Raw genomic sequence first — 25875 nt, forward strand, 5'->3', positions numbered from 1 at the left:
AAGGGGACGGGGACGGGATCGTCGCTCTGGTGGAGGAGGCGCTGGGTGAAGGCCTTTCGGCCATGGAGGTCGGCAACGAAGGGCTCCTCCCCGGCCTGGAAGAGGTCGGCCGCCGCTTCGGCAGCAACCGCGTCTTTCTGCCCCAGGTCATGCTTTCGGCCGAAACCATGCAGGCTGCCTTCGCCCGACTCAAGGAGGAGATGCAGGGGGAGACTGCCGCCAGGCTGGGCAGGATCCTCATGGCCACCGTGGAGGGGGATATTCACGACATCGGCAAGAACATCGTCTGCATCCTCCTGGAGAACCACGGTTTCGAGGTAATCGATCTGGGGAAGAACGTGCCGGCTTCGCGCATCATTGAGGAGGCCAGGGCGCGCGAGGTCGACGCCGTAGGACTCTCGGCCCTGATGACCACGACGCTTAACCAGATGGAGATAACAATTGCACGGCTCAGGGAGGCCGGAATCAAGGTCTTCACCATGGTCGGAGGGGCGGTGGTCAATCAGGAATACGCCGATTCCATCGGCGCCGACCTGTACGCCGCCGACGCCCTGGAAGCGGTGGCCAAGGTGAAGGAGATGTTCCGCCAAAAGACGGAATAGGTGCTTGCGCCGTTTGGCGGAAGTGTGCTAACAATAGCGGCCGTTGTACATTTTTCCCGAGAGTTGGACATGGTTGTCGGATTCAATCACAATTTTCGCTATAAAGGCGAAATATACCACGTCCAGACCGAGGACAGCGGCCGAAAGAGCCCTCACATCATAACCCTCCTCTATAAAGGCGGAAACATTCTCGCCTCCAGGAAGACCTCCTACGCCGACATCTGCAAGATCGACAACCTGGATCAGGTCGTCGAAGAGTTGATGAAAGAGCAGCACAAGGAGATGTTGCGCAGGCTCAAGAGCGGAGAATTCGACGCTCTCATCGAGAGCAGAAAAGCCGGCGCAGTTGCACCGGAAAAGGCTGCCGAAGCGGCGACAGTCCCTGCTCCCGAGCCCCCATCGGCGCCGCCAGCAAAGGAGGCGCCGATCAAACCCGCCGCCTCTTCCCCCGCCGCGGCCTCCGAGCCACGCAGGAAAGCAGCTTTTGAATCCAGTCTGGACGAAATCATTCTCTCCTACCTGGTCGGGGATGACGACGATAAAGATATCTGAGGTTACTGAAAAAATTTACAAGGAGTACCTGCAGCATGCTGACTGAACAGACGATCCGGGAGCTTGAGCAGACCGCCCGGCACCTGCGCATTGAAATTCTCAAGATGCTCAATGCCGCTAAATCAGGGCACACGGGCGGCAGCCTCTCGGCCATCGACGTATTGACGGTCCTCTACTTTCACAAGATGCGCCATGACCCGAGCAATCCTGCCTGGGAGGAAAGGGACAGGTTCGTCCTCTCCAAGGGGCATGCGGCGCCGGCCCTTTACGCCTGTCTTGCCGAAGCCGGATACTTCTCCCGCGACGACCTCAAGACTCTGCGTCGGCTGGGCAGCCACCTGCAGGGTCATCCCGATATGAACAAGACCCCCGGAGTGGAGGTCTGCACCGGCTCACTTGGCCAGGGGCTCTCACAGGCCGTGGGACTTGCCCTGGCCGCCCGCCTCTCGGGCAAAAGTTCCCGGACCTACTGCGTGCTTGGCGACGGAGAAGTGCAGGAGGGGCAGATCTGGGAGGCCGCCATGGCCGCCGCCCACTACCATCTGGACAGTCTTTGCGTCATTCTCGACCAGAACGGCCTCCAGATCGACGGCGAGGTCGAGAAGGTGATGAACGTCGGGCCTCTGGGTCCCAAGTTTCTCGCCTACAACTGGCATGTCCTGGAGGTGGACGGGCATGACATCCAGGCGATCTGTCGGGCTCTTGACGATGCCGAGCGAACCGAAGGTCAGCCGACCATGATCATTGCCCGCACCGTCAAAGGAAAGGGTGTCCCCTTCTTCGAGCACAAGGCCAGCTATCACGGGGTTCCGCCAAGCGATGAAGAGCTCGGTCAGGCCCTGGAGCACCTGGGGCATTCGTGAAAAATCGTCCTTTGTCCTTTGTCATTGGTCATTTGTAAAGGCTTTAACCAAGGGCAAATCAGGGACAAAGCATCCGAAATTTACTCCTTTGATCATTTTCATGGGTTTTCGCGTTTGCCAATGACAAATGACCAAGGACCAATGACGAGGTTTTAAAAAATGATTGCGACACGAGACGCCTACGGCAAGGTGCTGGTCGAGCTGGGCCGGGAGAATTCAAAAGTGGTGGCTCTGGATGCGGACCTCTCCGGATCGACCAAGACCGGACTGTTCGCCAGAGAGTTCCCCGAACGGTTCTTCAATGCCGGCATCGCCGAGGCGAACATGGTCGGAATGGCGGCGGGGCTTGCTGCGGGGGGGATGATCCCTTTCGCTTCGACCTTTGCCGTTTTCGCCGCGGGCCGGGCCTTCGAACAGATCCGCCAGTCCCTGGCCTATCCGAAAATGAACGTCAAAATAGTGGCCACCCACGGCGGAATCACGGTCGGCGAGGACGGCGGTTCTCATCAGTCGATTGAAGACCTGGCGATCATGCGCGCCCTCCCCAACATGACCGTGCTGTGCCCCGCCGACGGCCCTGAAACGGCAGCGGCAATCCGGGCCGTCACCGCCTTCCGGGGGCCCGTTTATATCCGTCTGGGCCGCTCCAAGGTTCCCGTGGTTTTCGAGCAGGGCTGCGACTTCGAAATCGGCCGCGGCGCTACCGTCAGGGAGGGGAGCGATATGACCTTCATTACCACCGGACTGATGACCGCCCAGGCTCTGGAAGCCGCTGAGATACTGGCGGAAGAGAGGATTTCCGCCCGCGTCGTTCATCTCGGGAGCATCAAGCCTCTCGACGTGGATCTGGTCCTGAGGGCCGCCCGGGAAACCGGGGCCGTGGTCACGGCCGAAGAGCATTCCGTCGTCGGGGGCCTTGGGGGGGCGGTGTGCGAAGTTCTTTCCGAGGGGTACCCCGTACCGGTGGAACGCGTCGGACTGCGCGACGTCTTCGGCCAGTCCGGAACCGCCGAAGAACTGCTGGCCCACTACGGGCTCACTCCCGCCCATCTCGTGGAAGCCGCCGAAAGAGTGTTGAAAAGGAAATAACAGGTGAAAGGAAAAAGGTTAAAGGTAAAAGGGCGGACCTTGAACCTTGAACCTTGAACCTTGTGCCTGCCAGTGGAGGTCCGTTGTTCTTCAAGAGCCTCATCAGTCGGGTCATCATTCTCAATATCCTCCTGCTGACGATCGTCATCGGGACCTTTACGCTTTTCCATATCCGCAGGGAGCAGAAGCATCTTGTCTCGGCTACCCGGGAGAATGCCGAGCTGTTGCTGGCCACCATCGAAAATTCGATCTTTAATTCCATGCGGGTCGGCAACAGCGAGAATGTCCAGAAGATTCTGGAGATGGTGGGGCGCAGTCCGGGTCTCACCAATATCCGCATTTTTCATCCCGACGGAACTATCCTTAAATCGGCTCATCCTCAGGAGATCGGCCATCTTCTCAATACCTATGATCTGGCGTTGTTCCAGAATGGCCGCCGAGATGGCATATTCCGGGCAAACGGAGAGGAGGTCCTTGGGATCATCAGGCCCATCGTCTCGGACAGGCGTTGTTTTTTATGTCACGGGGCCGGCCAAAAAGTCATCGGCGTATTGAACCTCAACTTCTCCCTCGCCGAGACTTCCCGAAAACTGCGCGACTCCTCCCTGGCCTTCATGCTCTCCACTGCTTTAATCATCATACTGCTGTCGGCGGGGGTCTCATTTATCCTCCTGCGCTTCGTCAAACGTCCCATTCAGAATATCTCCGACAAAATGGCCCAGGTGGAAGAGGGGGACCTCTCGGTGCGCCTCATCCCCCTGTATTCGGATGAAGTCGGCAGTCTGATGAGCAGTTTCAATTCCATGGTGGTCAATCTGGAAAAAGCCAAGCAAGAGCTCCAGCAATGCCATTATCAGCAGATGGAGCGGGCTGATCGCCTGGCCTCGGTGGGGGAGATGGCGACCGGTCTCGCCCACGAGATCAAGAACCCCCTGGCCGGGATCAGCGGCGCCATTTCCGTGCTGGCCGACGATTTTGCCGAAACCGATCCACGCAAGGAAATCGTCCGGCAGGTGCTCGAACAGATCAAACGACTGGACAAGACCGCCACCGATCTTCTCTTTTTCGGTCGGCCGGGCACGCCGGAACTTGCCTTTACGGACATCAATGCGCTGGTGCAGAAGACCCTCTTCTTTGTATCGCAGCATCCGGAGGCCAAAAACATCCATTACCACACGGAACTGACCCGCGACTTGCCGGCGATCTGGGTGGATGAGAAGCAGATTCAGCAGGTTCTGCTCAATATCATCATTAATGCCGTGCAGGTGATGACGGGCGGCGGCACGCTGACCATTCAGACCGAAGCCCGGGCCCATGGGGGAAGGAACTGGGTCGGGGTATTGGTCACGGATACCGGAAAGGGCATAGCGCCTGAGGAACTGGATAGAATTTTCGTTCCCTTCCATACGACCAAAACCCAGGGAACGGGGCTCGGGCTCCCCATCTGTCGGCAGCTCATGGAGCAGCATCACGGAACTATCGAGGTCGAAAGTCGTCTGGGCGAAGGAACGACATTCATCATCGAGTTGCCCGTAGCTGATGGGCGGCCCATTTAACGGGAAAGAGGACGACGGTGCGCAAACATAAGATTCTCGTAGTCGACGACGAACAACTCATCCGCTGGTCTTTGGAACAAAGTCTCAAAAAACAAGGCTATGAGGTGACCACTGCCGCTTCCGGCGAAGATGCCCTGAGGGTCCTGAGGGAGGAAACTCCGGATCTGATGCTTCTGGATATTCAGCTTCCCGGCATGAACGGCATGGATGTCCTGGAAAAGGTCAAGGACCTGGAAGAGGACATCATCGTGATCATGCTCACGGCTCTGGGAGTCCTGGAAACCGCGGTGAAGGCCATGCGCATGGGGGCCTACGACTACATCAACAAACCGTTCAACCTGGACGAGCTGGCCATTGTCATTAAAAAGGCCCTGGAGACCGGCGAGCTCAAAAGAGAAGTGGCTCAGCTTCGTTCCGAGCAGTCCCGCAATTACGGCATCTCCAAGATAATCGGCGTCAGCCGGCATATGAAAAACGTGCTTTCGATGGTGGAGAAGGTTGCCAGAAGCGACGCCAGCACCGTTCTGATTCAAGGAGAAAGCGGCACCGGCAAGGAGCTGATCGCCAAGGCCATCCATTACGAGAGCTCCCGGGCCGACAAGCCCTTCATGGCCATCAATTGTGCCGCGGTTCCCGAAACACTGCTCGAGAGCGAACTGATGGGGCATGAGAAGGGAGCCTTCACCGACGCCAAGATGCTGAAGAAAGGCCTCTTCGAGATGGCCGACGGGGGCACCATTTTCCTGGACGAAATCGGCGACATGGATCCGGGCATGCAGGCCAAGCTGCTGCGCGTGCTTGAGGAGCGCTCCTTCCGTCGGGTGGGAGGAACCAAGGATGTCCAGGTCGACGTCCGCATCGTCTCCGCCACCAATAAGGATCTGCTCGCCGCCATCGAGGATAAGTCCTTCCGAAACGACCTCTATTACCGCATCCAGGTAATTCCCATTTTTCTTCCCCCCCTGCGGGAGCGGCGGGATGATATCATGCCCCTGGTTCAGCATTTTATCTCGCACTTCAATCGGGAATTCGGCAAGAACGTTAAGAGCGTATCCAAGATGGCGGAGAAATTTCTGGTCGAATACAACTGGCCGGGCAACATCCGCGAACTGAAAAACATCATCGAGCGTGCCATTATCCTGGAAAATGAAGAGACTATGCTGCTGGAACATCTTCCCCAGGAGATGGTGGCCAAGACCGGCGGCCCGGGCACCGGACCGCTCTCCCTCCGGCTGCCGCCGGAAGGGATCGATATCGAAGACGTGGAGAGGGAGCTCATACGCCAGTCACTGGAGGTTTCCGAAGGGAACCAGTCGAAGGCGGCCAAGAAGTTGAATCTGGGCATCGACGCCTTCCGTTACCGGATGAAGAAGTTCGGATTCTTATGATTGCCTGTCCATCGGCGGTTTTTCAGAGGCGGGGCAAATTTGCTCCGCCTTTTTTTCTTGGGGATGGGATCTTAATCAGCGAAAGACGGGTCACGATTAGAAACATTTATGGTATCATGACTGAATTCATTTGCGACTCAGGAGGCTCCATGGAAAAGATGAAAGCGAAGATCAACGGTTTTGTCATGGCCTGGGACGACGTCGGCTCTGGTCCGCCCGTTGTCCTGATCCACGGGTTTCCTCTCTGCCGCCGCATGTGGGAGCCTCAGGTTTCCGCCCTGACGGCGGCCGGCTATCGGGTCATCGCCTGCGACCTGCGGGGATTCGGAGAGAGTGAATCGGTCGGCAGCGGCCTTTCGATGGATCTGCTGGCCGATGACGTCGCCGCCCTTCTTGACCATCTGGGAATCGAGCGGGCCGTCATCGGAGGAATGTCCATGGGAGGGTATGTGCTGCTCAACCTTATCGATCGTCATCCGCAGCGGGTTGCAGCGGCCTTGTTCATGGTGACCAGGGCCGCTGCCGACGACGAGCCCGGAAAACTGCGGCGAACCTCTCTGGCCCGGGAAGTGGCAAAGGGACGACCGGAAGTCGTTACCGAGGCCTTTGAGGAGATTCTTTTCGCCTCGGATGTTCCCTCCACCCGGCCGGACCTTATCGCCCGGGTGAGAACGTGGATGGAGGCAACCGCCCCGGAAGGTCTGAAAGGGGGGCTGCTGGCAATGCGGGACCGCAGGGATTATGTCGATCTGCTGGGGAATTTCAACGTCCCATCCCTGGTGATCGGTGCGGAACGGGACCGGGCCGTCCCCCTGGAGCACTCGAGGGTTCTCGCGCAGGGGCTCCCCGCAGCACGCCTCTGCATCATCCCCGGAGCGGGACACATGGCCAATCTGGAGAATCCCGAAGCCTTCAACCGTTGCCTGCTCGATTACCTGAGGGGGGCTTGATTGACCTAATACCTTGAAATCATAATCTTCCTCTCGCCCGTTCGCTCCGCTCACTAGAGCACGCAGAGACCGCCGAGGGAACCAATCCCTGGATGGTTTCTCTGCGTCCTCTGCGGTCTCTAGCGACTGCAAGAAGCGGGCGAGAGATGCTTTTATTCATCTCAAGACCACTTCCATCCCATCGTACGCCACTTCCACCTCAACTCCGCGCTCGCGGGCGAATTCCTGGATCTGTTCCAGCACTCCTTCGTTCTCTCCGGTTACGATGCCGCTGCCGCAATGGGTGACGATCATTTTCGGCACTCCTTCCTTTCGGCACCAGGTGAGCTGTGTTCGAACCGGGGTATGGCCGAAGAGCTGATCGCCAGCCCGGCGGACCATGGATTCGCTGACCGTCGCACCGTCGCCGATATAGAGGCTGCAACCGGCCAGGGCTTTCGAGCGGTCAAGGATATAGACCAGATCGGGAACGTAGAACACCGTCCTTCGGTGCGCGACGATGCGGTACCCGACGGCCGGCGCCCGGATCGAATGCTGCACCGGAAACGCCTCGAAGAGGATGCCGGACACCTCAAAAGGAACCCGTGCCCTGATCACTCGCCGATCGGCAAGAGGGAACCTCTCCATCCGCTCCCATGATTCCGCGGTGGCATACACCGCGCAGGGGGCTCCCTCCTCGAGGCCGAAGGCGTGGTCCGGATGGGCGTGGGTAATGAGGACGGCCCCGGGCTTCAATTCGTCCAGCTTTCCGAGCCAGTCCTGGCCGCAATCGATCATGACCTTACTCCCCCGATAGGAGACGGCGAGCGAGCTGTGCATGGCGTGCCGTTCGTTTCGGGGTTCGATGTTTCCCTTTGTGCCGAGAAAGGTCAGTTTCATCCCTTTTAGCGCCCTGGGCTTCCTCTTTTTACCTGTTGAAACATAGACCTTTTCCAAAACGGAGCCCGCGGCTTTTCATGGCCGGAGGAGAAGGTAGACTTTTCGGAACGGTAAAAGTCTATCAGATCCGACGGATCGATGGAAAAACGATGAAAACTCCCATTCGGCTCACCTGGACCGTTGAAGTTGATGACGCGCTCCTGCATCCGCTGAGGGAATCCCTGGGCGCGATTTTCGGCTGCTCCGTTCAACCCGGCGGCGGCTTTACCGTGCTGCCGGAGGAGTTTCACGCCGGCCGTCGGCAGTACAGTGCTTCGGCCATCCTGCGCCGCCTGAGACCATTGCGGAAGCACGGCGAGTACCTGCTGGCGGTGACCGGAGACGACCTTTTCGCTCCAGGTCTGAATTTCGTCTTCGGTGAAGCTGACGCCAGGGCGGGCTGCGCGATCATTTCCCTGGCCAGGCTGCAGGCGCCCCGTCTCGGTTTCCCCCTGACTTCGGAACGCCTCCTGCGCCGGACTCTTATCGAGGCGGTCCACGAGGTGGGTCATCTGCAGGGCCTTGGACATTGCCCGCGGACATCCTGCGTCATGCACTTTTCCAACAGCCTGGCCGATACGGATCGAAAAACGCCCGATTTCTGTCCCTCCTGCCGGGAGGCCCTGCCGCCGTCAGGCGCCGAACTGATTTGAAAAAAACAGACGATGACCGACGACCGCATCTGCATACCCACCGCCTGGGAGACTCTCGAGCCGGAACGCCTGACCGGGACCATCCTGGTCATCGGCGCCTCCGACCGGGGAAAGAGCACCCTGGTGCGCTGGCTCGTGGAAAAGCTGCTGCGACGGCAGCCAAAGGTGGGATGGCTCGACGGTGACATCGGCCAGAGTACCCTGGGCGTTCCGTCGACCATGAACCTGGCGGTGCTGAAGCAGTTTGACCCCAATCCGCCGCAGCGGCAGGGAACGTTCTTTGTCGGCTCCACCTCGCCGCGCGGGCACATGCTTCCGACTCTGGTGGGAGTTGAGCTTCTGAACGAACTGGCCCTGAAGAAGGGTGCCGCAGCCGTGGTCATCGATACCACCGGGCTGGTGGCGGAGGACGCCGGAGGCGGCGCGCTGAAGCAGTGGAAAATCGAACTGCTGCGCCCTGACACCGTCATTGCCCTGCAACGCGACGGCGAGTTGGAGCATCTTCTGGCTCCTATGCGACGCGAGCGGCGTTTTACTCTTCACGAAATTCCAGTGGCCCAAGGAGTCGTGGCAAGATCCGCCGAGGAGCGGGCGGGACGCCGCCGTCTGTTGTTCCGCCGCTATTTCGAAAAGTCCCAGACTATGCAAATCGACCCCGCGCACATTCCGGTTTACGGGGGAGAGACGTGTCGCCCGGGTCGGCTTGCGGCTTTCCACGACGGCAGGGGATTGACTCTGGCGCTGGGGACGATAGCGGCGACAAAGACGGGAGGTCTTGAGATCCTGACTCCCCTGGACGACTTATCGGAGGTGGCCGGCCTCCGCCTGGGGTCGATTCTGCTCGATCCGGCAACAGGAAATGAGTTCCAATAGCAGTCGCCGGAGAACGAAGGATCCCTTCTGTCAATTGCGGCGAGGAGAGGCGGGTAAAAAAATGCCCCGCAATCAGGAGGGAGCGATCACGGGGCCAAAAAACTTTACCCTTGGGCTGAAGCCCTGTCCTTATCCGGCCGGGCGCCTCAGGCGGTGCGGGACGGCTAACGTCTTTCGAAAGTCAGGCAGTCCGGTTGATCTTCCTTCATTCCGACGTGAATATTGGAAGCCGTGCATTCGTAATCCTCGTTGTAGCTGCATTCATAGGACTTGCAGGCTCCCACTCCAGCAGTCACTTCCTTGACCCCGCCGTGCGTGGATGATTCGAAGAAGGTGTCGCATACGGGCTCATCGGGATCTTCCCCGATGGTGATCGCCATTGCGTGGCAGGCTTTGTTGGTATTGTAGGCGCAGTCGGCTACCGAGCAATCCATTACTTTGGGCATTTTCATGGCCATGTCTATTGCCTCCTTTTTTGTTGGTTGAAAAGAAGTCGCGTGTAGATATGAAACTAACAGCCAGGGGGGTGGTGTCAAGACGGGGAGGCGAATTTTTCCAAAGCCGGCTCGGGGGAGTCAAGAGGGGCATGGAGGAGCACAAGAAAAGAAAAGGGCGGCGCCTTTGGCGCCGCCCTTTTCTTCGGAGAGGAGGAAAGTGCGAAGGTGGTTGGGGTTCAGCCGAAGACCCCACGGAGTCAATGTTTAATATGCATCGATCCGTTGCAGGTTTTCGACGAGCCTTCATGGGAACTTCCGCCGCAGCAGCCGCCATCGGAGGAGCAGCCGCAGCTGCCGCCGCTTTTGCTCTTGGAAAATTTTCGATAGAGGTAGAAAATCGCGGCTGCGACGATGCCGATAGTGATGAACGTATCCAGAAAACCCATACGGCTCTCCTGTCGGAAAGGTTGAAATTCAGGGCTAAATCAGGAACAGAGTTCCGAACTGGTAAACCCCCACCGCGATGACGAAGCCGAGGGTCGTATTGAAGCAGGTGGAGAACAGGGCCCAGCGCCAGGAGGACTCCTTGGCCATGGTCACCACGGTGACGAAGCAGGGCGCGTAGAGGAGCACGAAGACGATCAGGGCGAGGGCGGTGAATTTATTCCAGGTGGGATCGGAGGCGATCCGCCTGGACAGGGAATCCGATGCCTCGGGATCGACTTCTCCCAGGGAATAGGCGGTGCCGAAGGTCGCAACGATGACCTCCTTGGCCGCAAAGCCGCCGACCAGGGCGATGTTGGTGCGCCAGTCGAATCCGGCCAGCTGGCTGATAGGCTCGAACATGGTCCCGATGCGGCCGGCCAACGAATGGCGCAGGGCGGCCTGCCCCTGCAGGTTGTCGATTTCGGTCAGCAGCGTTTCCTGCTGCTCTTCGGTCTGCACCGAAGCCGCGATTGTCTGCCGCTGTGCTTCGAAGCCGGCGACCTCCTCTTCGGAGAGGCCGGGGAAGGTCATGGCCGCCCAGAGCAGGATCGAAACGGCCAGGATCACCGTCCCCGCTTTTTTGATGTACTGCCAGGCCCGCTCCCAGGTATGGGTCAGCACGCCCCGGAGGGTCGGCATGCGGTAGGGGGGCAGTTCCATGACGAAGGGGGTGGGATCGCCCTTGATGATGGTCGAGCGCACCAGCTTGGAGACGAGAAGGGCCATGGCCCAGGCGAAGAGGGTGATCGAGAACATCACCTGCGCCTCGTTCTCGGAGAAGAACGCCGCCACCAGCAGGAGGAAGACGGGCAGCTTGGCGCCGCAGGGCATGAAGGGGGCGGTCAGCAGGGTCGCCAGCTTCTCCTTGGGACTGCGCAGGGTGCGGGTTGCCATCAGTCCCGGGACGGCGCATCCTCCCATGATTCCGCCGGAGACGATGAAGGGCATGGCCGAGCAGCCGTGCAGGCCGAAGATACGCAGCACCCGGTCGAGCATGTAGGCGACGCGTGCCATGTAGCCGGAATCCTCGAGGAAGGAGATCATCAGGAACATGATGGCGATCAGGGGGACGAATCCCAGGACGCCGCCGACGCCGTCGATGATTCCCGAGACCACCAGCGACTGCACGAGCCCTGCGGGAATGATCGCAGTAGCCGTGTCGCCGAGCCAGCCGAAGAAGGTCTCCAGCCACCCCATCGGGATCTCCCCGACGGTAAAGGTGATCTGGAACATGGCGTAGAGGACGCCGATCATGATCGCCGGACCGAGGAGACGGTTGGTCAGCACGTCATCGAGTCTGGAACTGAAATCGATGCGCTCCTGCTGCGTCTTTTCGTGGACGATGATGTCCTGCTTCAGGATCGAATTGATGAGGCCATAGCGGTAGTCGGCGATGATCGCATCGGGACTCGTATTGAGGGTCTTGCGGCAGTGCTCCCGGGTTTTCTCGACGCACCGCTCGAGCGCCTCGGCGGGGCCGCCGATCGCCTTTCCCGCCTTCATCACGTCCTCGTCCGCTTCCAGGTACTTGAGGGCTATCCAGCGGGCCGGGTACCGCTCGGTCATGAAGTCCGTGGCCTCGATCTTCTCGACCATCTCGGCCAGGGCGGGATCGAGGTCGGGGCCGTAGGAGATCTCGAGAGGCTCCCATTTGCCTCCCCTTTCCCGGGCGTGGGCGAGAGCCTTCTCGATCAGCTCCTTCTTGCCGGTGCCTGAGCGGGCGACGGTTTCTACCACGGGGCAGCCGAGAAGGTTGGACAGGCGGATGCGGTCGATGCGAAGCCCCTGCTTCCTGGCCTCGTCCATCATGTTGAGAGAGAGGAGGACGGGGATGCCGAGTTCGAAAAACTGCACCGCCAGGTAGAGGTGGCGCTCCAGCCGGGTCGCGTCGACGATGTCGACGACGATGTCCGGGCGCTCGTCCACCAGGACCTTGCGCGCCACCAGTTCCTCCTCCGAATAGGCCGAGAGGGAATAGCAGCCGGGCAGGTCGATGATGTTGACTTTCATGTCCTCGACATTGACCGTTCCCTCCTTTCGCTCCACGGTGATGCCGGGATAATTGCCGACCCGCTGGCGCGCGCCGGTGATGGCGTTGAACAGGGTCGTCTTTCCGGAGTTGGGATTTCCCGCCAGGGCGATCGTTGCCGTGCCGCTCATTTGTTTTCCTCCATTTTCTCGATCATGATGCAGTCCGCCTCGTTGTTACGCAAGGTGAGCGTGAAATCACGCAGGCGCACGGCGACCGGGTCCTTAAGAGGAGCCCGGCCGATCACCTTCACCTCGGTTCCGGGAACCAGACCCATGTCGCGGAGCCGCCGGCTGATTTCCCCGCTGGCATCTATCGATGTGATGCGGGCTTTTTCGTTCACTCCCAGCGTCCGTAAAGAACTTGGCATGACCTTCACTCCTTCAGTATGAGAATGTACTGAAATTCAATTGATCTGATACGATTTTGAAAATCGATGTCAGTATAGCGAGCGGGCTGGCGAAGTCAAGGGAAAAGTGATATTCGTTTTCACTTGCATGTTCTTCATATATCTTTTGGAACTGGAGAGGCAAGCATAAAGGAGGGGAATGTGTGAAGAGATCAGGGGCAGGAGGCGTCAGCTTGTCGACGAATTGAGGATGCAGAAAGGCGATAAGCCCCGCCGATAGAGGACGTTTGGTGTCAGGATTGACTTTCTGCCATTCTCACGTATCCTCACCCTCGAAACTGTCCGAGAGTCACGTCTCAACCTTGCCAGGCGTCTTGGATCACAGGAGATTGTACTGCTCTTTCAGGAGGAAAAATCCATGAAATTTATACTCGTTCTCCTCCTTAATCTCTTCCTCGTCCTCCCCGCCCTGGCCGCATCCCCCGTCTGGGAGGTGAAGTCGGGCGACTCTGTCGTCTATCTGGGGGGGACCTGCCACGTCCTGCGCGACAGCGATTTCCCTCTGCCGGCCGGATTCGACCTTGCTTACCGGCAATCGTCGGCGATCGTCTTTGAGACCGATATTGGTGAACTGGAGAATCCGGTATTCCAGCAGAAGATGATGTCCGAGCTGTTCTACCGGGATGGTCGATCGCTCCCCGATGATCTTTCGCCGCAGGCCTATCAGGCGCTGAAGAGCTATTGCGAGCAAACGGGCCTACCCGTGTCGGCTCTGCACCCGATGAAGCCGGCCATGGTTGCCCTGACCCTCGTTGCCTACGAGCTGCAAAAGCTCGGCTTCACACAGGCCGGCGTCGACCAGTTCTTCTACGCCAAGGCGAAGGAAGACGGGAAGAGGATCGAGGGGCTGGAGACGACCGACGAACAGCTCGGCTTTCTTGCCGTGCTGGGTAAGGGGATGGAGGACGAGCTGATCGAGCAGTCCCTCGCCGAACTCAGCCGGACGGGCGCGATCTTCGAGGACCTCATCGGGGCGTGGAAAAGAGGGGACGAGAAGGAAATGAGCCGGTTCCTGGTGGAGTCAACCCGGAATGAATTTCCGGAGATCTACCAGACCCTGTTCGTCACCCGGAATGCGAAATGGCTCCCCCGGATCGAGAAGTTTCTCCACACGCCGGAGAAGGAGCTGGTGCTGGTGGGTGCCGGCCATCTGGTCAATAGTGAGGGCCTGATCGAATCCCTGAGGAAGAGAGGGTATGAGGTGAAACAGCTCGATTAAAGGTCGGCGGGACGGGACTCTGATAGCTTTTGGTAAAAAGAGGGCATTCCCAAGTCGGGAATGCCCTTCACTTTTTACGCGGTACGGCTGGTGATTTCCAGGAGGTGGTACCCGAACTGGGTCTTGACCGGGCCATGGACTTTGTTCAGTTCGCCGGAAAAGACCACCTGATCGAATTCCCGGACCATTTGCCCCGGCCCGAAGGAGCCGAGATCGCCGCCCTCACGGCCGGAAGGGCAGGAGGAGTGCTTCTTCGCCACCTCGGCGAAATCGGCTCCCCCTTCAATTTCAGCTTTCAGCTTCAGGCATTCCGCTTCGGTCGCTACCAGGATGTGGCGGGCAGTTGCTCTAGCCATTCGTTCTCTCCAATTCAAGATTTTTTTGTGGGACTGGCTCTGTGGTGACCGCCACTATAACAGGCCACCGTCCCTTGGATCAACCGTCCTCTGGCGACTGGGCGTTTTATAGGGGCAGTTTATAGGATGTTTGAAAGGGAGTCCTCGGTCATTTATCCTTGGGCAGGCGCTCCGGACTTCCAATGGCCGTGGCGCCGGCGGCTTTGGCCACCCCTTTGAGCATGCCGTCGAAAACGAGATTGTGGAAAGGGGTGACGCTCCACCAGTAGAACAGCCCCGCAAGCCCGCGGGGCAGAAAAAGGGCGGTCTGCCGCAGTTCGCTCCCCCCTTCGGGCCGTTCCTCCACCGCAAGTTCCAGCACAGCCTGCCCGGGCAGCTTCATCTCCGCAACCAGGAGCAGCCGGTGGGGGCGCTCCACCGCCACCACCCGCCAGAAGTCCAGGGCATCTCCGGGGTAAAGTTCGGCGCCGCTGCGACGCCCCCGGAGCAGGCCGACGCCGCCCACCATCTGATCGAGGAATCCGCGCAGTGCCCAGAGCCAGTTGGCATGGTACCAGCCGGTCTTGCCGCCGATGCGGACAATGGCCGGCCAGACCTGCTCCGGAGTGGCATCCAGAAGGAGGCGGCGGGAGTCGGTATAGACGGTTCCTCCGGCCCATGCCGGGTCGCCGGGGATGGACCACTCGGCCGGAGGGACGATGCCGCCGTCGCTCCAGGAGCTCTCCACATCCTGTTGACGCTGCCGATCCAGGGCCCGGCGGATTGCCTCGCGGCAGCTGAAAAGATCCTGGGGGATGAGCTGGCGGATGCGGGTTTCCCGGCAGACGACCCGATTGCGCAGCCCCTCGGCCAGGGGACGTGCCAGGGATGGGGGTACCGGCGTCACCAGATGGATCCAAAGGGCGCTGAGACGGGGCGTGAGGAACGGCACCGGGATGATCAGCCGTCGCCCCAGCCCCGCCTCCTCCGCATAAAGGTCCATCAACTGCCGGTAGGTAACGATCTCTTCCTGTCCGATGTCGTAGGTCTGGCCGACCGTCTGCGGACATTCCAGGCACCCTGTGAGGTATCCGAGGACATTGCGCACTCCGATGGGCTGACAGGGGGTGTGCACCCAGAGGGGTGTGACGATCACCGGCAAGTGCTCCACCAGGTAGCGCAGAATCTCGAACGAGGCGCTCCCCGAACCGATAATCATTGCCGCCCGAAGCACGGTAACCGGTACCGGACCCTGTCGGAGAATGTGCGCGACCTCCGCCCGCGAATGCAGGTGATGGCTGAGGCTTTCTTCCTCTTCGCCGAGGCCGCCGAGATAAATGATCCGTTCCATCCCTGCCGATTCGGCGGCCTTGACCATATTGCTGGCCGCACGACGGTCCGTGCGGGCGAAGTCATCGATATCCGGATGCATCGAGTGAACGAGATAATAGGCCGCCCAGCAACCCCGCGAGGCCTGCATCAGGGAATCCGGGTCGCTGACATCGCCGCGGACGATCTCGAGGCCGGGATTCTTCGCCCAGGGCCGCCCTCTCAGTTTCGCCGGATTGCGGGCCAGCGCCCGTACCCGGTAACCATTTTCCAGCAGGCGGGGCACCAGCCGCCCGCCGATATAACCGGTAGCCCCGACCACCAGGATCGGTTCCGGTCGTTTCCATGAAATCATTATTTCTCCCCAGCAGGCAGGCAGGCTACACTGCTGATCGCTGTCCCGAAAAAGTTTGGTTTAAGACATGGGGCGGGTCGCAGGAAATTGTTTGCGAGAGTCCAGTATAGACCGGGGGAGGTTTCCGGATGAAGTTTTATTTTAGTGCTGGAATCGGCAGGAGGGGGCGAATGTTCATGCAAACTTAAGTGCTTGTTTATTGGTATTAAAACTTTTGTCGGAAGGAAAAAAATATTGAATAAGTGAAGGGTTGCCATGTATGGTATGGGACAATGCTAACTAAAAATCCTCACATATTATTAGTCGAAGACTCGGAAATTCACGCCGAACTGATCCGGGAATCCTTGCTTTCCCGGACCCCGAGCATCCGTCTGAGCATTGTCTCCACCCTGGCGCTGGCGCGGGCCTTTCTGGCGGAGAATCTTCCCGACCTGGCCCTGATCGACCTCATGCTTCCCGACGGCAAGGGGACGGAACTCCTTAGCTCCGACGGAGGGCAGGCCACCTTTCCCGCCATCCTTCTGACCTCTTCCGGAGACGAACAGACGGCCGTCGAGGCGATGAAGGCCGGCGCTCTCGATTACCTGGTGAAGAGCACGGCGACCCTGGCCGAGCTCCCCCGCATCGTCGAGCGCACCCTGCGCGAATGGGACCACGTCGTCCACCGCCGGCGGGCGGAGGCGGCCCTGAGGGAGAGCGAGGGGCGCTTCCGCTCAACTTTCGAGCAGGCGGCCGTCGGCATGGCGCATTCCGGCCTGGACGGCCGCTGGCTGCGGGTGAACCAGCGTCTCTGCGATATCCTTGGTTACCGCAAGGAGGAGTTGCTGCGCAAGACCTTCCAGGAGATCAGCCACCCCGATGACCTGACGGAGACCCTGGCGCAGGTCGAGCGGCTCTGCCGGGGCGAAATCGACTCCTACCGTATTGAGAAACGATATCTGCACCGGGCCGGGCACAGCGTCTGGGTCAACCTGACCGTGGCCCTGCAGCGGGACGCGGCGGGCGAACCCCTCTACTTTATCGCCGTCGTCGAGGACATCAGCGACCGCAAGCGGACGGATGCCGAGAAGGAGCGGCTGCTGGCAGAACTCGACGCCACCATCAATTCGATCGCCGACGGGGTGGTCATCTACGGCCCCGAGAGGACGATCGTGCGTATGAACCCGGCGGCTGAAAAAGTTTTCGGCCCTTTCGAGGAGCAGATGGGGGAGCCGCTGGCCGAACGGGTGCCCCGGCTGAGGGTGGAGACGGCCGAGGGGGCGCAGCTTGGGCTGAAGCAGACGCCGGGATGGCGGGCCTTGCAGGGAGAGACGGTGCACGGCGTCATCATGGTCCTCTATCCTCCCGGCCGTGCGGCGGTATGGGTCTCCGCCAGCGCCGCACCGATCCGTACCGGCGACGGCCGACTGCTGGGGGCGGTGACGACCTTTACCGACATCACCGCTCTGCACGAGCTGCAGCAGGACCGAGACCTCTTTCTGCACACCATTTCACACGATCTGCGGATCCCGCTGACGGTCATTCAGGGATATGGGCAACTTCTGAGTGAGACGCTCACGAGGGAGGGGATGGGTGCAAGCGCGGGTCTGATGTGTGACGAAATACTGAAGGGCGCCCTGAGGATGAAGCGGATGATCGCCGCTCTGGTCGACATGGCACGTCTCGAGGGTGGACAGCTGGAACCCAAGACAGTCGCGCTCCCCCTCGGCCCCTTCGTGCTGCAGCTGTTTGACAGGCTGAAAGGGGCCCGGTTGAAGGGTGCCCTGGATCCGGATCGCCTCACGATCACGATACCGCAGAAGCTGCCCCCTGTCATGGCCGACCCGGACCTGCTGGAGCGCATTCTCCTGAATCTCCTCACAAACGCCATGAAATATTCGCAACCCGAAACCCGGGTCAGACTTGAAGCCCGTCAGAAGGAGGATGAAATCGAAATCGTGGTGATCGATCGGGGCGTGGGAATCGCCCGGGAGGATCAGTCCCGCGTGTTCGAGCGCTTCTGCCGGCCGAAAAGCGTCCAGCGTGTGGACAGTGTCGGGCTTGGCCTCTACATCACACGGATGCTCGTAGAGGCCCAAAAAGGGCGCATACGCGTGGAGAGTGAGCCGGGCAAGGGAAGCGCTTTCTTCTTTACCCTGCCGGTTGCCTGAACTCAGCCCCCTTCCCACCGCCGCCGGAATCGGCTATCATCTCCACCTATGAAAACCCTCCTCCTTGTTCTCTACCTGCTCACCCTCGCCTCCGGTCTCCTGCTGCGCTCCCTGAACCTGCGCCATCTCAAACGGCACGGCCACCGGATTCCCCCGGGTTTCGAGGATGCGATTGACCCGGAAGTGCTGCGCCGGACCACTGACTACACCCTGGCGCAAAGCCGGGCCGTGCTGGCAGAGTCCCTTTTCGGCGGCGTCCTGCTGATCCTCTTTCTGTTCGCCGGAGGGCTTCCCTTCTACGACCGGTGGATCGGTTCGCTGACCGCCTCGTTCATCGGCGGCGGCGTCCTCTTCTTTTTCGGCCTGCACCTTGCCCAGACGGTTCTCGATATCCCCTTCAGCCTCTACCGGAACTTCCGCATCGAGAAGCGCTTCGGCTTCAACACCATGACGCTTAGGCTTTGGCTTGCCGACCTGGTGAAGTCGGCGGCCGTCTCCACGGCGCTGCTGGCCGTGCTCGCCGCCGGCGCCTTCGCCCTCATCCAGGTCAGCCCGGGGGGGTGGTGGCTGTGGGTGTGGGCTTTTTTCGCCCTGGCGACTCTTTTCCTCATGTTTCTCTCCCCCTCTGTGATCGAGCCGCTTTTTCACACCTTCGAGCCGGTGCGCAGGGAAGGGCTGGAGGAGAGAATCCGGGAGCTGATGAACCGGGCGGGGCTGAGGGTAAGTGCCGTGCTGCAGGTCGATGCCTCGCGCCGAAGCCGGCATTCCAATGCCTACTTCACCGGCATCGGCCGGGTGAAGCGGATCGTTCTTTACGACACTCTGATCGAACAGATGGAGGAGGAAGAGATACTGGCCGTCCTGGCTCACGAGGTGGGGCACTGGAAAAAGGGGCACATCCTGAAGCGGCTACTGGTTGCCGAGCTTCTTTCCCTGATCATCTTCTATCTTTCTTTCCGTCTTCTCGGCTGGGACGGACTGCCGGCCCTGCTCGGCCTGGAGGAGGCCTCCTTTTTCTCCCGCCTGGTGATCCTCAGTTTCGTCGGATCCATCGCGGCCTTTCCATTCACCCCCCTGGCCAGCTGGAGCTCCCGCCGCCACGAATGGCAGGCCGACCGTTTCGCCCGTGAACTGACCGGCCAGCCCCGGGCTCTCGCATCGGCCCTGGTCAAGCTCTCCAGGGAAAATCTCGCCAATCTTCACCCTCATCCCCTGTACGCGTGGTTTCACTATTCCCACCCACCGGTCGTGGAGCGGATTCGTTCGTTAAGTGCAGGATCCGAAAACAATTAATTAATCATTTATATTGATATGCAGGCAGAATCTGCTTGAATATTGGGAAAAAAGACGTCTCTCTGCATTGACCGCGGCAGAATTCGCCTCCTTTACCTTATTAAAACGATCGTGAAAAAGTATTGTATGCAGTACTTATTATCATGTATGTTGTCGACTATGGTGCCGAAGGCCTACAGAATTCTGCTGGTGGAGGACTCGGAAGTACATGCCGAGCTGATCCGGGAATCTCTTCTTTCCTGGAAGGCGGGCATTCGGCTCGATGTTGTCACTTCGTTGGCAGCCGCTCGGGCCTACCTGGCGGATCATGCCCCCGATTTTGCTCTGATCGATTTCATGCTTCCCGACGGCAAGGGGACGGATCTGCTCTCCCTTGAGCGCAAAAAAGGGGAGTTTCCAGCGGTCCTCCTCACCGCCAGCGGGGATGAGCAGACCGCCGTGGAGGCGATGAAGTCCGGAGCCCTCGACTACCTGGTGAAGGACGCAACCACTCTCTCCGAACTTCCCCGCATTGTCGAGCGCACCCTGCGGGAATGGAGCAACATCGTCAGCCGGAGGCAGGCCGAGGAGGCCCTGCGGCGCAGCGAGGAAAAATATCGTCGTCTGTTCGCGAACATGCGTGAGGCGGTCGCCGTCGACCGTGTCGTTTACGACGAAAACGGGCGCGTGGCCGACTGGGTCGTCACCGACCTCAATCCCGCTTACGAAAAGGTGTTCGGCATTAACCGACAGACGGCAATCGGACGGCGGGCAAGTGCGCTTTACGGTTCATTCCTCGATCTCGAGCCTCTTCTGCAAACGGTGACCAGGGTCATCGAGACGGGCAGGCCGGAGCAGTTGGAGTATTTTTACCCCCTCTCGCAAAAGCACATCCTTGTTTCCTTTTTCACCATGGGCGACGGATACTTCGCCACCCTGACCAGGGACATTACCGAGCGCCGGCACATGGAAGAAGACCTCCGCCGCCTGCTGGCCGAACAGGAGGCGACTCTTAACGCCATTGCCGATGCGGTGATCATCTATGATTCGGATGGCAGGATTCGGCACATGAATCCGGCGGCCGAAAGGCTGTTCGGCTATTCGCCGGAGGATCGCCTCATGTCGATTGCAGAGCGGATTTCCCGATTCAAGATCGAGACGCCCGACGGTCGTCCCTTCCCGCTGGAAGATCTTTTGCGTCGGGTCGTTGCCGGGGAGAGGATAAAGGGGTCGGTTCTCGCATTCCGGCGATCAGAGGGACGGGAGGTCTGGTTAAGCTGCAGCGCCGCCCCCATTTACACCGAAGACGGGCAGCGGATCGGCGTGGTGGGCACCTACACCGACATCACCTCCCTGCACGAGCTGCAGAAGGAGAGGGACCTTTATCTGCACACCATTTCCCACGACCTGCGCACCCCCCTGACGGTCGTCCAGGGTTACGGACAGCTGCTGCGCGAAGCGTTGGAGAAGGAGCGGGCCGGGGCCAGCCTGGGGATGATGTGCGACGAGGTGCTCAAAGGGACTCAGAGGATGAAGCGGATGATCGACGCTCTGGTCGATCTGGCCCGCCTGGAAGGGGGGCAGGTGGAGCCGAAGGCGTCGACACTTCTCCTCGGTTCATTTGTACAGCAGTTGGTCGTCCGGTTGGAGAGGCTCCGCCTGAAGGGTGTCCTGGACACCGGCCGCCTGACCATCGACATCCCGCCCAGCCTCCCACCTGTACTGGCCGATCCGGATCTTCTTGAGCGCATTCTCCTGAATCTCTTGACCAATGCGATGAAATACTCGGCGCCGGAAACCCCGGTGAGGCTGGAAGCCCGCCGGAATGAGGGCGAAGTCGAAATTGCCGTCATCGATCAGGGAGAGGGAATCGCTCGGAAGGATCAGCCCCACATTTTTGAGCGGTTCTACCGCCCCGGGGAGCACAGGAGGGAAGACAGCGTCGGCCTCGGTCTCTATATCACCCGCAAACTGGTCGAAGTTCATGGAGGGCGCATCTGGGTGGAAAGCGATCCGGGAAGGGGCAGCACCTTCTCCTTCACCCTGCCCGTCTCAGGCCTTGCCGTTTCTGCGAAAGAATAACCCTTCCGCTTCCGGCCAGGGATGAAAGAGCTCCCGCTCCCGGGAGGAAAGCTTTTCCTTGAGGCCGATCATCAGGGCGCCGCCGGGGCGCAAAGCCTGCCACAGCCGTTCAGCGGCAAAACGCCTCCGGTTTCCCGTGTAATAGGTGAAGGGAAGATAGCGCGCGAGCACCAGGTCCATTCCCATCGGGAGGGGATCGGTCATCAGGTTGTGCCTGAACAGGACGACCGTGTCGCGAACCTCGGGGGCGAGATGAAAAAGGTGGCCTTCCCTCCGGAAGGCGCTTTGCATGAAAGGCTCCGGAACTTCCCTCAGGGAGCTTCGGGAATACACGGCGCGCTCGGCGCGCTCCAGGGCATCCGGATCGATATCGGTGGCGAGGACCTGCAGCGAGCGGCCGGAAAGCTCAGGGGGCAGGCCGTAGAGCCAGAGCATCGCCAGGGAGTAGGGCTCCTCGCCTCCGCAGCATCCGACACTCCAGGTCTTCAGGGGCCGTTCAACCGGCATCGATTCCAGCAGCTCAGGCAGCACTCTCTGTCTCAGCAGTTCCCAGCTTTTTCGCTCCCGGAAAAAGCGGGTCACCGTAATGCGCATCAGGTCGGGCAGGGCATCCGCCTCGCGCGGGTCGGCGCGAAGCCGCCCGAGATATTCCCCGTAATCTTGTAATCCGAGCTCTTCGAGCCTTGCATTCACACCGTGCCGCGCAGCGCGGCGGCGATACTTTCTCCACTCCAGGTCGAGGGGAGGACACGCCTTTTGCAAAAAGTCATCGAAGCGCATACCGTCGGGCTTTCTGCCGAAACCAGACTGTTCTTCTATATCGTGATGGCGAAAAACACCCCTCCCGCCAGCCAGCAGTATATGGCGAAGCCGAAAAGGCGTCTCTTGCGGATCACTCCCATGAGGAGGTGGATGGAGAGCAGGCCTGTTATGAAGGCGACTCCCATACCGGCCAGGTAGAGGGGAAACTCTGAGGTGGGGATCCCGTTCAGGTCCCGGGCCGACAGGATGGCGGCGCCGAAGACCGCAGGCAGGGCCAGGAGAAAGGAGAAGCGGGCCGCGGTTTCACCGTTCACCCCCTTGAGCAGGAGGGCGGCAATGGTCGATCCGGAGCGCGAAATGCCCGGGACGATCGCCATCCCCTGCACCGTTCCCACCACCAGGGCATCTCCCCAGGTGAGACTGTCCTCCTTGCGCCCGGTGATGCGGAAGCGCTCGGAAACGAAGAGCAGGGTTCCGGTAACCAGCAGCATCAGGGAGACGGCGGGTATATTATGGAACAGCCCCTCGAAGAAGTCCCGGAAGGTGAGGCCGATGACCGCCGTGGGGATCGAACCGGCGAGCAGCAGCAGAAGAAGTCGGCGGTGCAGCGGGGCAGCCTCGTCCCTGCGAAAGGGGGAGGTGAGAATTTCGACGAGTTCCCGGCGGAAGTAAAGAACGACGGCGCCGAACGTCCCCACGTGGAGAAGCACATCGAAGAAGACGCCGGGCTGTTTGAATCCGGGAAGAAAATACTGGGCGATGGCCAGATGCCCCGAGGAGGAGACGGGGAGAAATTCAGTGAGCCCCTGCAGGGCGCCGAGGAGGATGGATTGCAAAAGTGTCATAATGCGGCCTTTGAGTAAATCAGAGGACAGATTACGGAAGACAGAGGACAGTACCTGACTGGGTTTTCCGTCCTCCGTCTTCTGTCCTCCGTCCTCATCTTCGAATTTAAAGTTCCATAATCACCGGCAGGATCAGCGGGCGGCGTTCGATGGTGCGGTTGAAGAAGCGGCGCAGGGTCTTGCGCACTTCCACCCGCAGTTCCTCCCAATCCGCCATGGCTTCCAGGCTGTGCTCGGCCAACATGGCGCGGACAGCGGCTGCTGCCTCTTCCAGATACCCCCGGCTTTCATCTTCCGGGACGAAGCCGCGGGTCAGAAGCTCCGGACCGTAGATGATCTCGCCGCTGCTCTGGTTGAGGGTGAGCAGAACGATGACCATGCCGTGGTTGGCCAGATGCCGCCGGTCCCGCAGTTCCATCATCCCTACGTCCCCGACCCCCTTGCCGTCTATAAACACCCGGCCGGTCTCCACCCGCGCTTCCCGGCGCAGGCCGTCTTTCGAGACCGTCAGGGGCATTCCGTTTTCCAGGACGGTGACGTGCGCCTCCGCCACGCCCGTTGCCCGGGCCAGCTGGGCGTGTTTGACCAGGTGGCGGAATTCGCCGTGCACGGGAACGAAATAGCGTGGCCGGGTCAGGGACAGGACCTGCCTGAGATCTTCCCGTCCGGCGTGTCCGGACACATGCACCTCGCTGGTCGTCTCGTAGAAGACCTCCGCCCCCCGGCGGTAGAGATGGTTGATGAGGTCGGAGATGGCCTTCTCGTTCCCCGGGATGAACTTGGAGGAGAGGATGACCGTGTCGCCCTCCTCGAGGCGGAGCTGGCGGTGATCGTCCATGGCGATGCGGGTCAGGGCGGAAAGGGGCTCACCCTGGCTGCCGGTAGTGATGATGAGAACCTGTCCGCGGGGCAATTCCCGCATCTGCCGCAGGTCGATCAGCGCATCGTCGGGGATGAAAAGATACCCCAGCTGCCGGGCGATGGCCACGTTCGCCACCATGCTGCGCCCATTGATCAGGATCTTGCGGCCGCAGGCCGCTGCCGCATCGACCACCTGCTGGATGCGATGGATGTTGGAGGAGAAGGTCGCCACCATCACCTGGCCGTCGCAGTGCGGCAGGATCTCTGCAAGGGCCTCCCCCACCACCTTTTCCGAAAGGGTGCGCCCCTCCTTCTCCACGTTGGTGGAATCGGAGAGGAGCAGAAGCACGCCTTCCTCTCCATAGTCCGCCAGCCGTTCCAGATCGGTGCACTGGCCGTCCACCGGAGTTGGATCCAGCTTGAAGTCGCCGGTGTGGACGATCAGCCCGGCGGGAGTGCGGATGGCCAGCCCGGTCCCGTCCACGATGGAGTGGGCTGCCCGGTAGAATTCCACGTCGAAGACTCCCAGTTGGGTCCGCCGTCGCACCTCCACCCGGTGCATCTGCGCCCGATCGTCCAGGCGGTGCTCCTCGAGCTTGTTGCGCAGCAGGCCCAGGGTCAGGCCGGTACCGTAGATGGGGGGATTGCCCAACGCCTCCAGCAGGAAGGGGATCGCTCCGATATGGTCCTCGTGCCCGTGGGTAAGCATCAGGGCGCGGATGTCCCCCTCGCGTCCGGCCAGGCAGCTGATGTCGGGGATGACCAGGTCGATCCCCAGCATGTAGGACTCGGGGAACATCAGGCCGCAGTCGATCAGGAGGATCTCCCCCCGGCACTCCAGGGCCATCATGTTCAGGCCGATCTCCCCCAGCCCCCCCAGGGGGGTGAGGCGAACAGCGTCGGGATGTAAAGGTTCCAGGTTCAAGGTCAAAGGTCCAAGATAAAAGGTTCAAGGCTTGCCCGGGCATAGCCGCAGGCGACGCCTGATTCAAGGTTCAAGATAACGCGTAACCGCCTCGGCGATCGGGCGGCGCACGGCCTCCTGGAGCTGTTCGCGACCGACAGCGGTACGGTCGGTCGTCTCTACGGCGGGGAAAATGCGGACCCGGATCTTCCCTCTCCGAATCCAGCGGCTGTTTTTGGGCATGACGTCCCCGCATCCTTCGATGGCCACCGGAACGATCGATGCACCGGCCTGCTGTGCGAGCATGAAGCCGCCCTTCTTGAAGGGGAGAATGCTGCCGTCGGGGGAGCGGGTTCCCTCGGGAAAGACGATCACCGAAGTCCCGTCGGCGATGCGCCTTGCGGCTTCCGTCATGCTGTGCAATGCCTTTTTCCGGTCGGAGCGGTCCAGGGGGATATAGCCGCTGCGGCGCATGGCGAAGCCGAAGAGGGGGATGCGGAAGAGCTCCTCCTTGGCCAGCCAGCGGAATTGAACCGGCAGTCCAGCATATAAAGCGAGAATATCAAAATTGCTCTGGTGGTTGGCCATATAGATGACGGCCCGGTTTCTCGGGATGTTCTCCTGCCCCTCGGCCTCCAGCCGCACCCCCGCCAGCATCAGACCGAGGCGGGCCCAGGTGCGGGCATAGGCATGAAGATAGTCGGGACTGATAAAGGAAAGGGGAATGCCGGTGAAGATGACGAAGAGAGTCCAAGGGATGAAGACGGCAAAAAAAAAGATGGTGCGAAACATCCGGTCAATCTCCGTAACGCATTGAATGGGCAAGTTTACGAGAGTTGAAGGCAGGGAGTCAAATCTTTTCCGGAATTTATCCTCTCTCCAGCCCCCTTGCCACGATCTTCCAGTCCCCGGAGATGATCGCCGAGGTGGCGCCGGTGCGGGAAGGACATGGTGAG

The 25875-nt window shown here is 60.2% G+C and carries 24 protein-coding genes; 13 read left to right on the top strand and 11 right to left on the bottom strand.

Annotation, left to right across the window (positions count from 1 at the left end):
- The 7 genes from DTF_RS27480 to DTF_RS0119950 form a co-directional block, all read left to right on the top strand.
- On the top strand, positions 1 to 602 hold a 602-nt coding region (locus DTF_RS27480), incomplete at its 5' end, for a cobalamin-dependent protein (RefSeq protein WP_035058364.1).
- 69 nt (positions 603 to 671) lie between these two features.
- Positions 672 to 1154 carry a hypothetical protein gene (locus DTF_RS0119925; RefSeq protein WP_027716741.1) on the top strand — a complete coding sequence of 161 codons (483 nt, stop codon included), beginning with the start codon at positions 672 to 674 and terminating at the stop codon, positions 1152 to 1154.
- Positions 1155 to 1189: 35 nt separating this feature from the next.
- A complete protein-coding gene (locus DTF_RS0119930; protein WP_027716742.1) occupies positions 1190 to 2017 on the top strand; it encodes a transketolase in 828 nt (275 codons plus the stop codon).
- Positions 2018 to 2176: 159 nt separating this feature from the next.
- Positions 2177 to 3106, top strand: coding sequence for a transketolase family protein (locus DTF_RS0119935; RefSeq protein ID WP_027716743.1), 930 nt, complete (start codon positions 2177 to 2179; stop codon positions 3104 to 3106).
- Positions 3107 to 3189: 83 nt separating this feature from the next.
- A complete protein-coding gene (locus DTF_RS0119940) occupies positions 3190 to 4662 on the top strand; it encodes an ATP-binding protein (RefSeq protein ID WP_027716744.1) in 1473 nt (490 codons plus the stop codon).
- 17 nt (positions 4663 to 4679) lie between these two features.
- Complete coding sequence (locus DTF_RS0119945; protein ID WP_027716745.1) at positions 4680 to 6050, top strand: sigma-54 dependent transcriptional regulator; 1371 nt, start codon at positions 4680 to 4682, stop codon at positions 6048 to 6050.
- A 149-nt stretch (positions 6051 to 6199) separates the two neighbouring features.
- A complete protein-coding gene (locus DTF_RS0119950; protein WP_304412890.1) occupies positions 6200 to 7000 on the top strand; it encodes an alpha/beta fold hydrolase in 801 nt (266 codons plus the stop codon).
- A gap of 156 nt (positions 7001 to 7156) precedes the next feature.
- Here the strand turns inward: DTF_RS0119950 and DTF_RS0119955 are convergent, their stop codons facing one another.
- Positions 7157 to 7879, bottom strand: a complete 723-nt coding sequence (locus tag DTF_RS0119955) for an MBL fold metallo-hydrolase (RefSeq protein ID WP_027716747.1) — start codon at positions 7877 to 7879, stop codon at positions 7157 to 7159.
- 149 nt (positions 7880 to 8028) lie between these two features.
- Between DTF_RS0119955 and DTF_RS0119960 the strand changes: the two genes are divergently transcribed.
- Together DTF_RS0119960 and DTF_RS0119965 are read left to right on the top strand one after the other, a co-directional pair.
- Positions 8029 to 8571, top strand: coding sequence for an archaemetzincin family Zn-dependent metalloprotease (locus tag DTF_RS0119960; RefSeq protein ID WP_035058486.1), 543 nt, complete (start codon positions 8029 to 8031; stop codon positions 8569 to 8571).
- 12 nt (positions 8572 to 8583) lie between these two features.
- Entirely contained in the window at positions 8584 to 9444 is an 861-nt protein-coding gene (locus tag DTF_RS0119965; RefSeq protein ID WP_027716749.1) for a Clp1/GlmU family protein, read from the top strand.
- A gap of 164 nt (positions 9445 to 9608) precedes the next feature.
- Here DTF_RS0119965 and DTF_RS0119970 read toward each other — a convergent pair whose 3' ends face one another.
- The 4 genes from DTF_RS0119970 to DTF_RS0119985 all read right to left on the bottom strand — a co-directional run bounded on the left by DTF_RS0119970 (position 9609) and on the right by DTF_RS0119985 (position 12766).
- Positions 9609 to 9902, bottom strand: coding sequence for a DUF1540 domain-containing protein (locus DTF_RS0119970; protein WP_027716750.1), 294 nt, complete (start codon positions 9900 to 9902; stop codon positions 9609 to 9611).
- A 236-nt stretch (positions 9903 to 10138) separates the two neighbouring features.
- Positions 10139 to 10327 (bottom strand): FeoB-associated Cys-rich membrane protein, encoded by a 189-nt coding sequence (locus DTF_RS24780; protein WP_035058367.1) that lies wholly within the window; start codon positions 10325 to 10327, stop codon positions 10139 to 10141.
- Between the two features lie 34 nt (positions 10328 to 10361).
- Entirely contained in the window at positions 10362 to 12527 is a 2166-nt protein-coding gene (feoB, locus tag DTF_RS0119980) for a ferrous iron transport protein B (protein WP_027716751.1), read from the bottom strand.
- The gene (locus DTF_RS0119985) at positions 12524 to 12766 is read right to left on the bottom strand and encodes a FeoA family protein (RefSeq protein ID WP_027716752.1); all 243 of its coding nucleotides are present in this window, start codon (positions 12764 to 12766) and stop codon (positions 12524 to 12526) included. Before DTF_RS0119985 ends, feoB begins: the two co-directional genes overlap by 4 nt.
- A gap of 397 nt (positions 12767 to 13163) precedes the next feature.
- Here DTF_RS0119985 and DTF_RS0119995 point away from each other — a divergent pair, with 397 nt between their 5' ends.
- On the top strand, positions 13164 to 14024 hold the full coding sequence (locus DTF_RS0119995; RefSeq protein ID WP_027716753.1) for a TraB/GumN family protein: 861 nt from the start codon (positions 13164 to 13166) through the stop codon (positions 14022 to 14024).
- Positions 14025 to 14098: 74 nt separating this feature from the next.
- Here the strand turns inward: DTF_RS0119995 and DTF_RS0120000 are convergent, their stop codons facing one another.
- On the bottom strand, positions 14099 to 14398 hold the full coding sequence (locus DTF_RS0120000) for a peptidylprolyl isomerase (RefSeq protein WP_226989432.1): 300 nt from the start codon (positions 14396 to 14398) through the stop codon (positions 14099 to 14101).
- A gap of 130 nt (positions 14399 to 14528) precedes the next feature.
- A complete protein-coding gene (locus DTF_RS0120005) occupies positions 14529 to 16043 on the bottom strand; it encodes an SDR family oxidoreductase (protein ID WP_035058370.1) in 1515 nt (504 codons plus the stop codon).
- A 272-nt stretch (positions 16044 to 16315) separates the two neighbouring features.
- Between DTF_RS0120005 and DTF_RS0120010 the strand changes: the two genes are divergently transcribed.
- The 3 genes from DTF_RS0120010 to DTF_RS0120020 all read left to right on the top strand — a co-directional run bounded on the left by DTF_RS0120010 (position 16316) and on the right by DTF_RS0120020 (position 21547).
- The gene (locus DTF_RS0120010; protein WP_027716756.1) at positions 16316 to 18193 is read left to right on the top strand and encodes a PAS domain S-box protein; all 1878 of its coding nucleotides are present in this window, start codon (positions 16316 to 16318) and stop codon (positions 18191 to 18193) included.
- 48 nt (positions 18194 to 18241) lie between these two features.
- Positions 18242 to 19486, top strand: coding sequence for a M48 family metallopeptidase (locus tag DTF_RS0120015; protein WP_027716757.1), 1245 nt, complete (start codon positions 18242 to 18244; stop codon positions 19484 to 19486).
- Positions 19487 to 19645: 159 nt separating this feature from the next.
- Positions 19646 to 21547: an ATP-binding protein gene (locus tag DTF_RS0120020; RefSeq protein WP_027716758.1), complete on the top strand. Its 1902-nt coding sequence runs from the start codon at positions 19646 to 19648 to the stop codon at positions 21545 to 21547.
- On the opposite strand, the gene DTF_RS24785 is transcribed toward DTF_RS0120020, so the two are convergent.
- From DTF_RS24785 to DTF_RS0120040, 4 genes are all read right to left on the bottom strand, one after another.
- Positions 21518 to 22327, bottom strand: coding sequence for a protein-glutamate O-methyltransferase CheR (locus DTF_RS24785; protein WP_051361511.1), 810 nt, complete (start codon positions 22325 to 22327; stop codon positions 21518 to 21520). The genes DTF_RS0120020 and DTF_RS24785 overlap by 30 nt on opposite strands.
- Positions 22328 to 22362: 35 nt before the next feature.
- Positions 22363 to 23154, bottom strand: coding sequence for an undecaprenyl-diphosphate phosphatase (locus tag DTF_RS0120030; RefSeq protein WP_027716759.1), 792 nt, complete (start codon positions 23152 to 23154; stop codon positions 22363 to 22365).
- A 106-nt stretch (positions 23155 to 23260) separates the two neighbouring features.
- Positions 23261 to 24940, bottom strand: coding sequence for a ribonuclease J (locus DTF_RS0120035; protein WP_035058373.1), 1680 nt, complete (start codon positions 24938 to 24940; stop codon positions 23261 to 23263).
- 63 nt (positions 24941 to 25003) lie between these two features.
- Entirely contained in the window at positions 25004 to 25711 is a 708-nt protein-coding gene (locus DTF_RS0120040; protein ID WP_027716761.1) for a 1-acyl-sn-glycerol-3-phosphate acyltransferase, read from the bottom strand.
- Between the last annotated feature and the right edge of the window lie 164 nt (positions 25712 to 25875).

Source organism: Desulfuromonas sp. TF, assembly GCF_000472285.1.
In the GTDB taxonomy this organism is placed as follows: domain Bacteria; phylum Desulfobacterota; class Desulfuromonadia; order Desulfuromonadales; family ATBO01; genus ATBO01.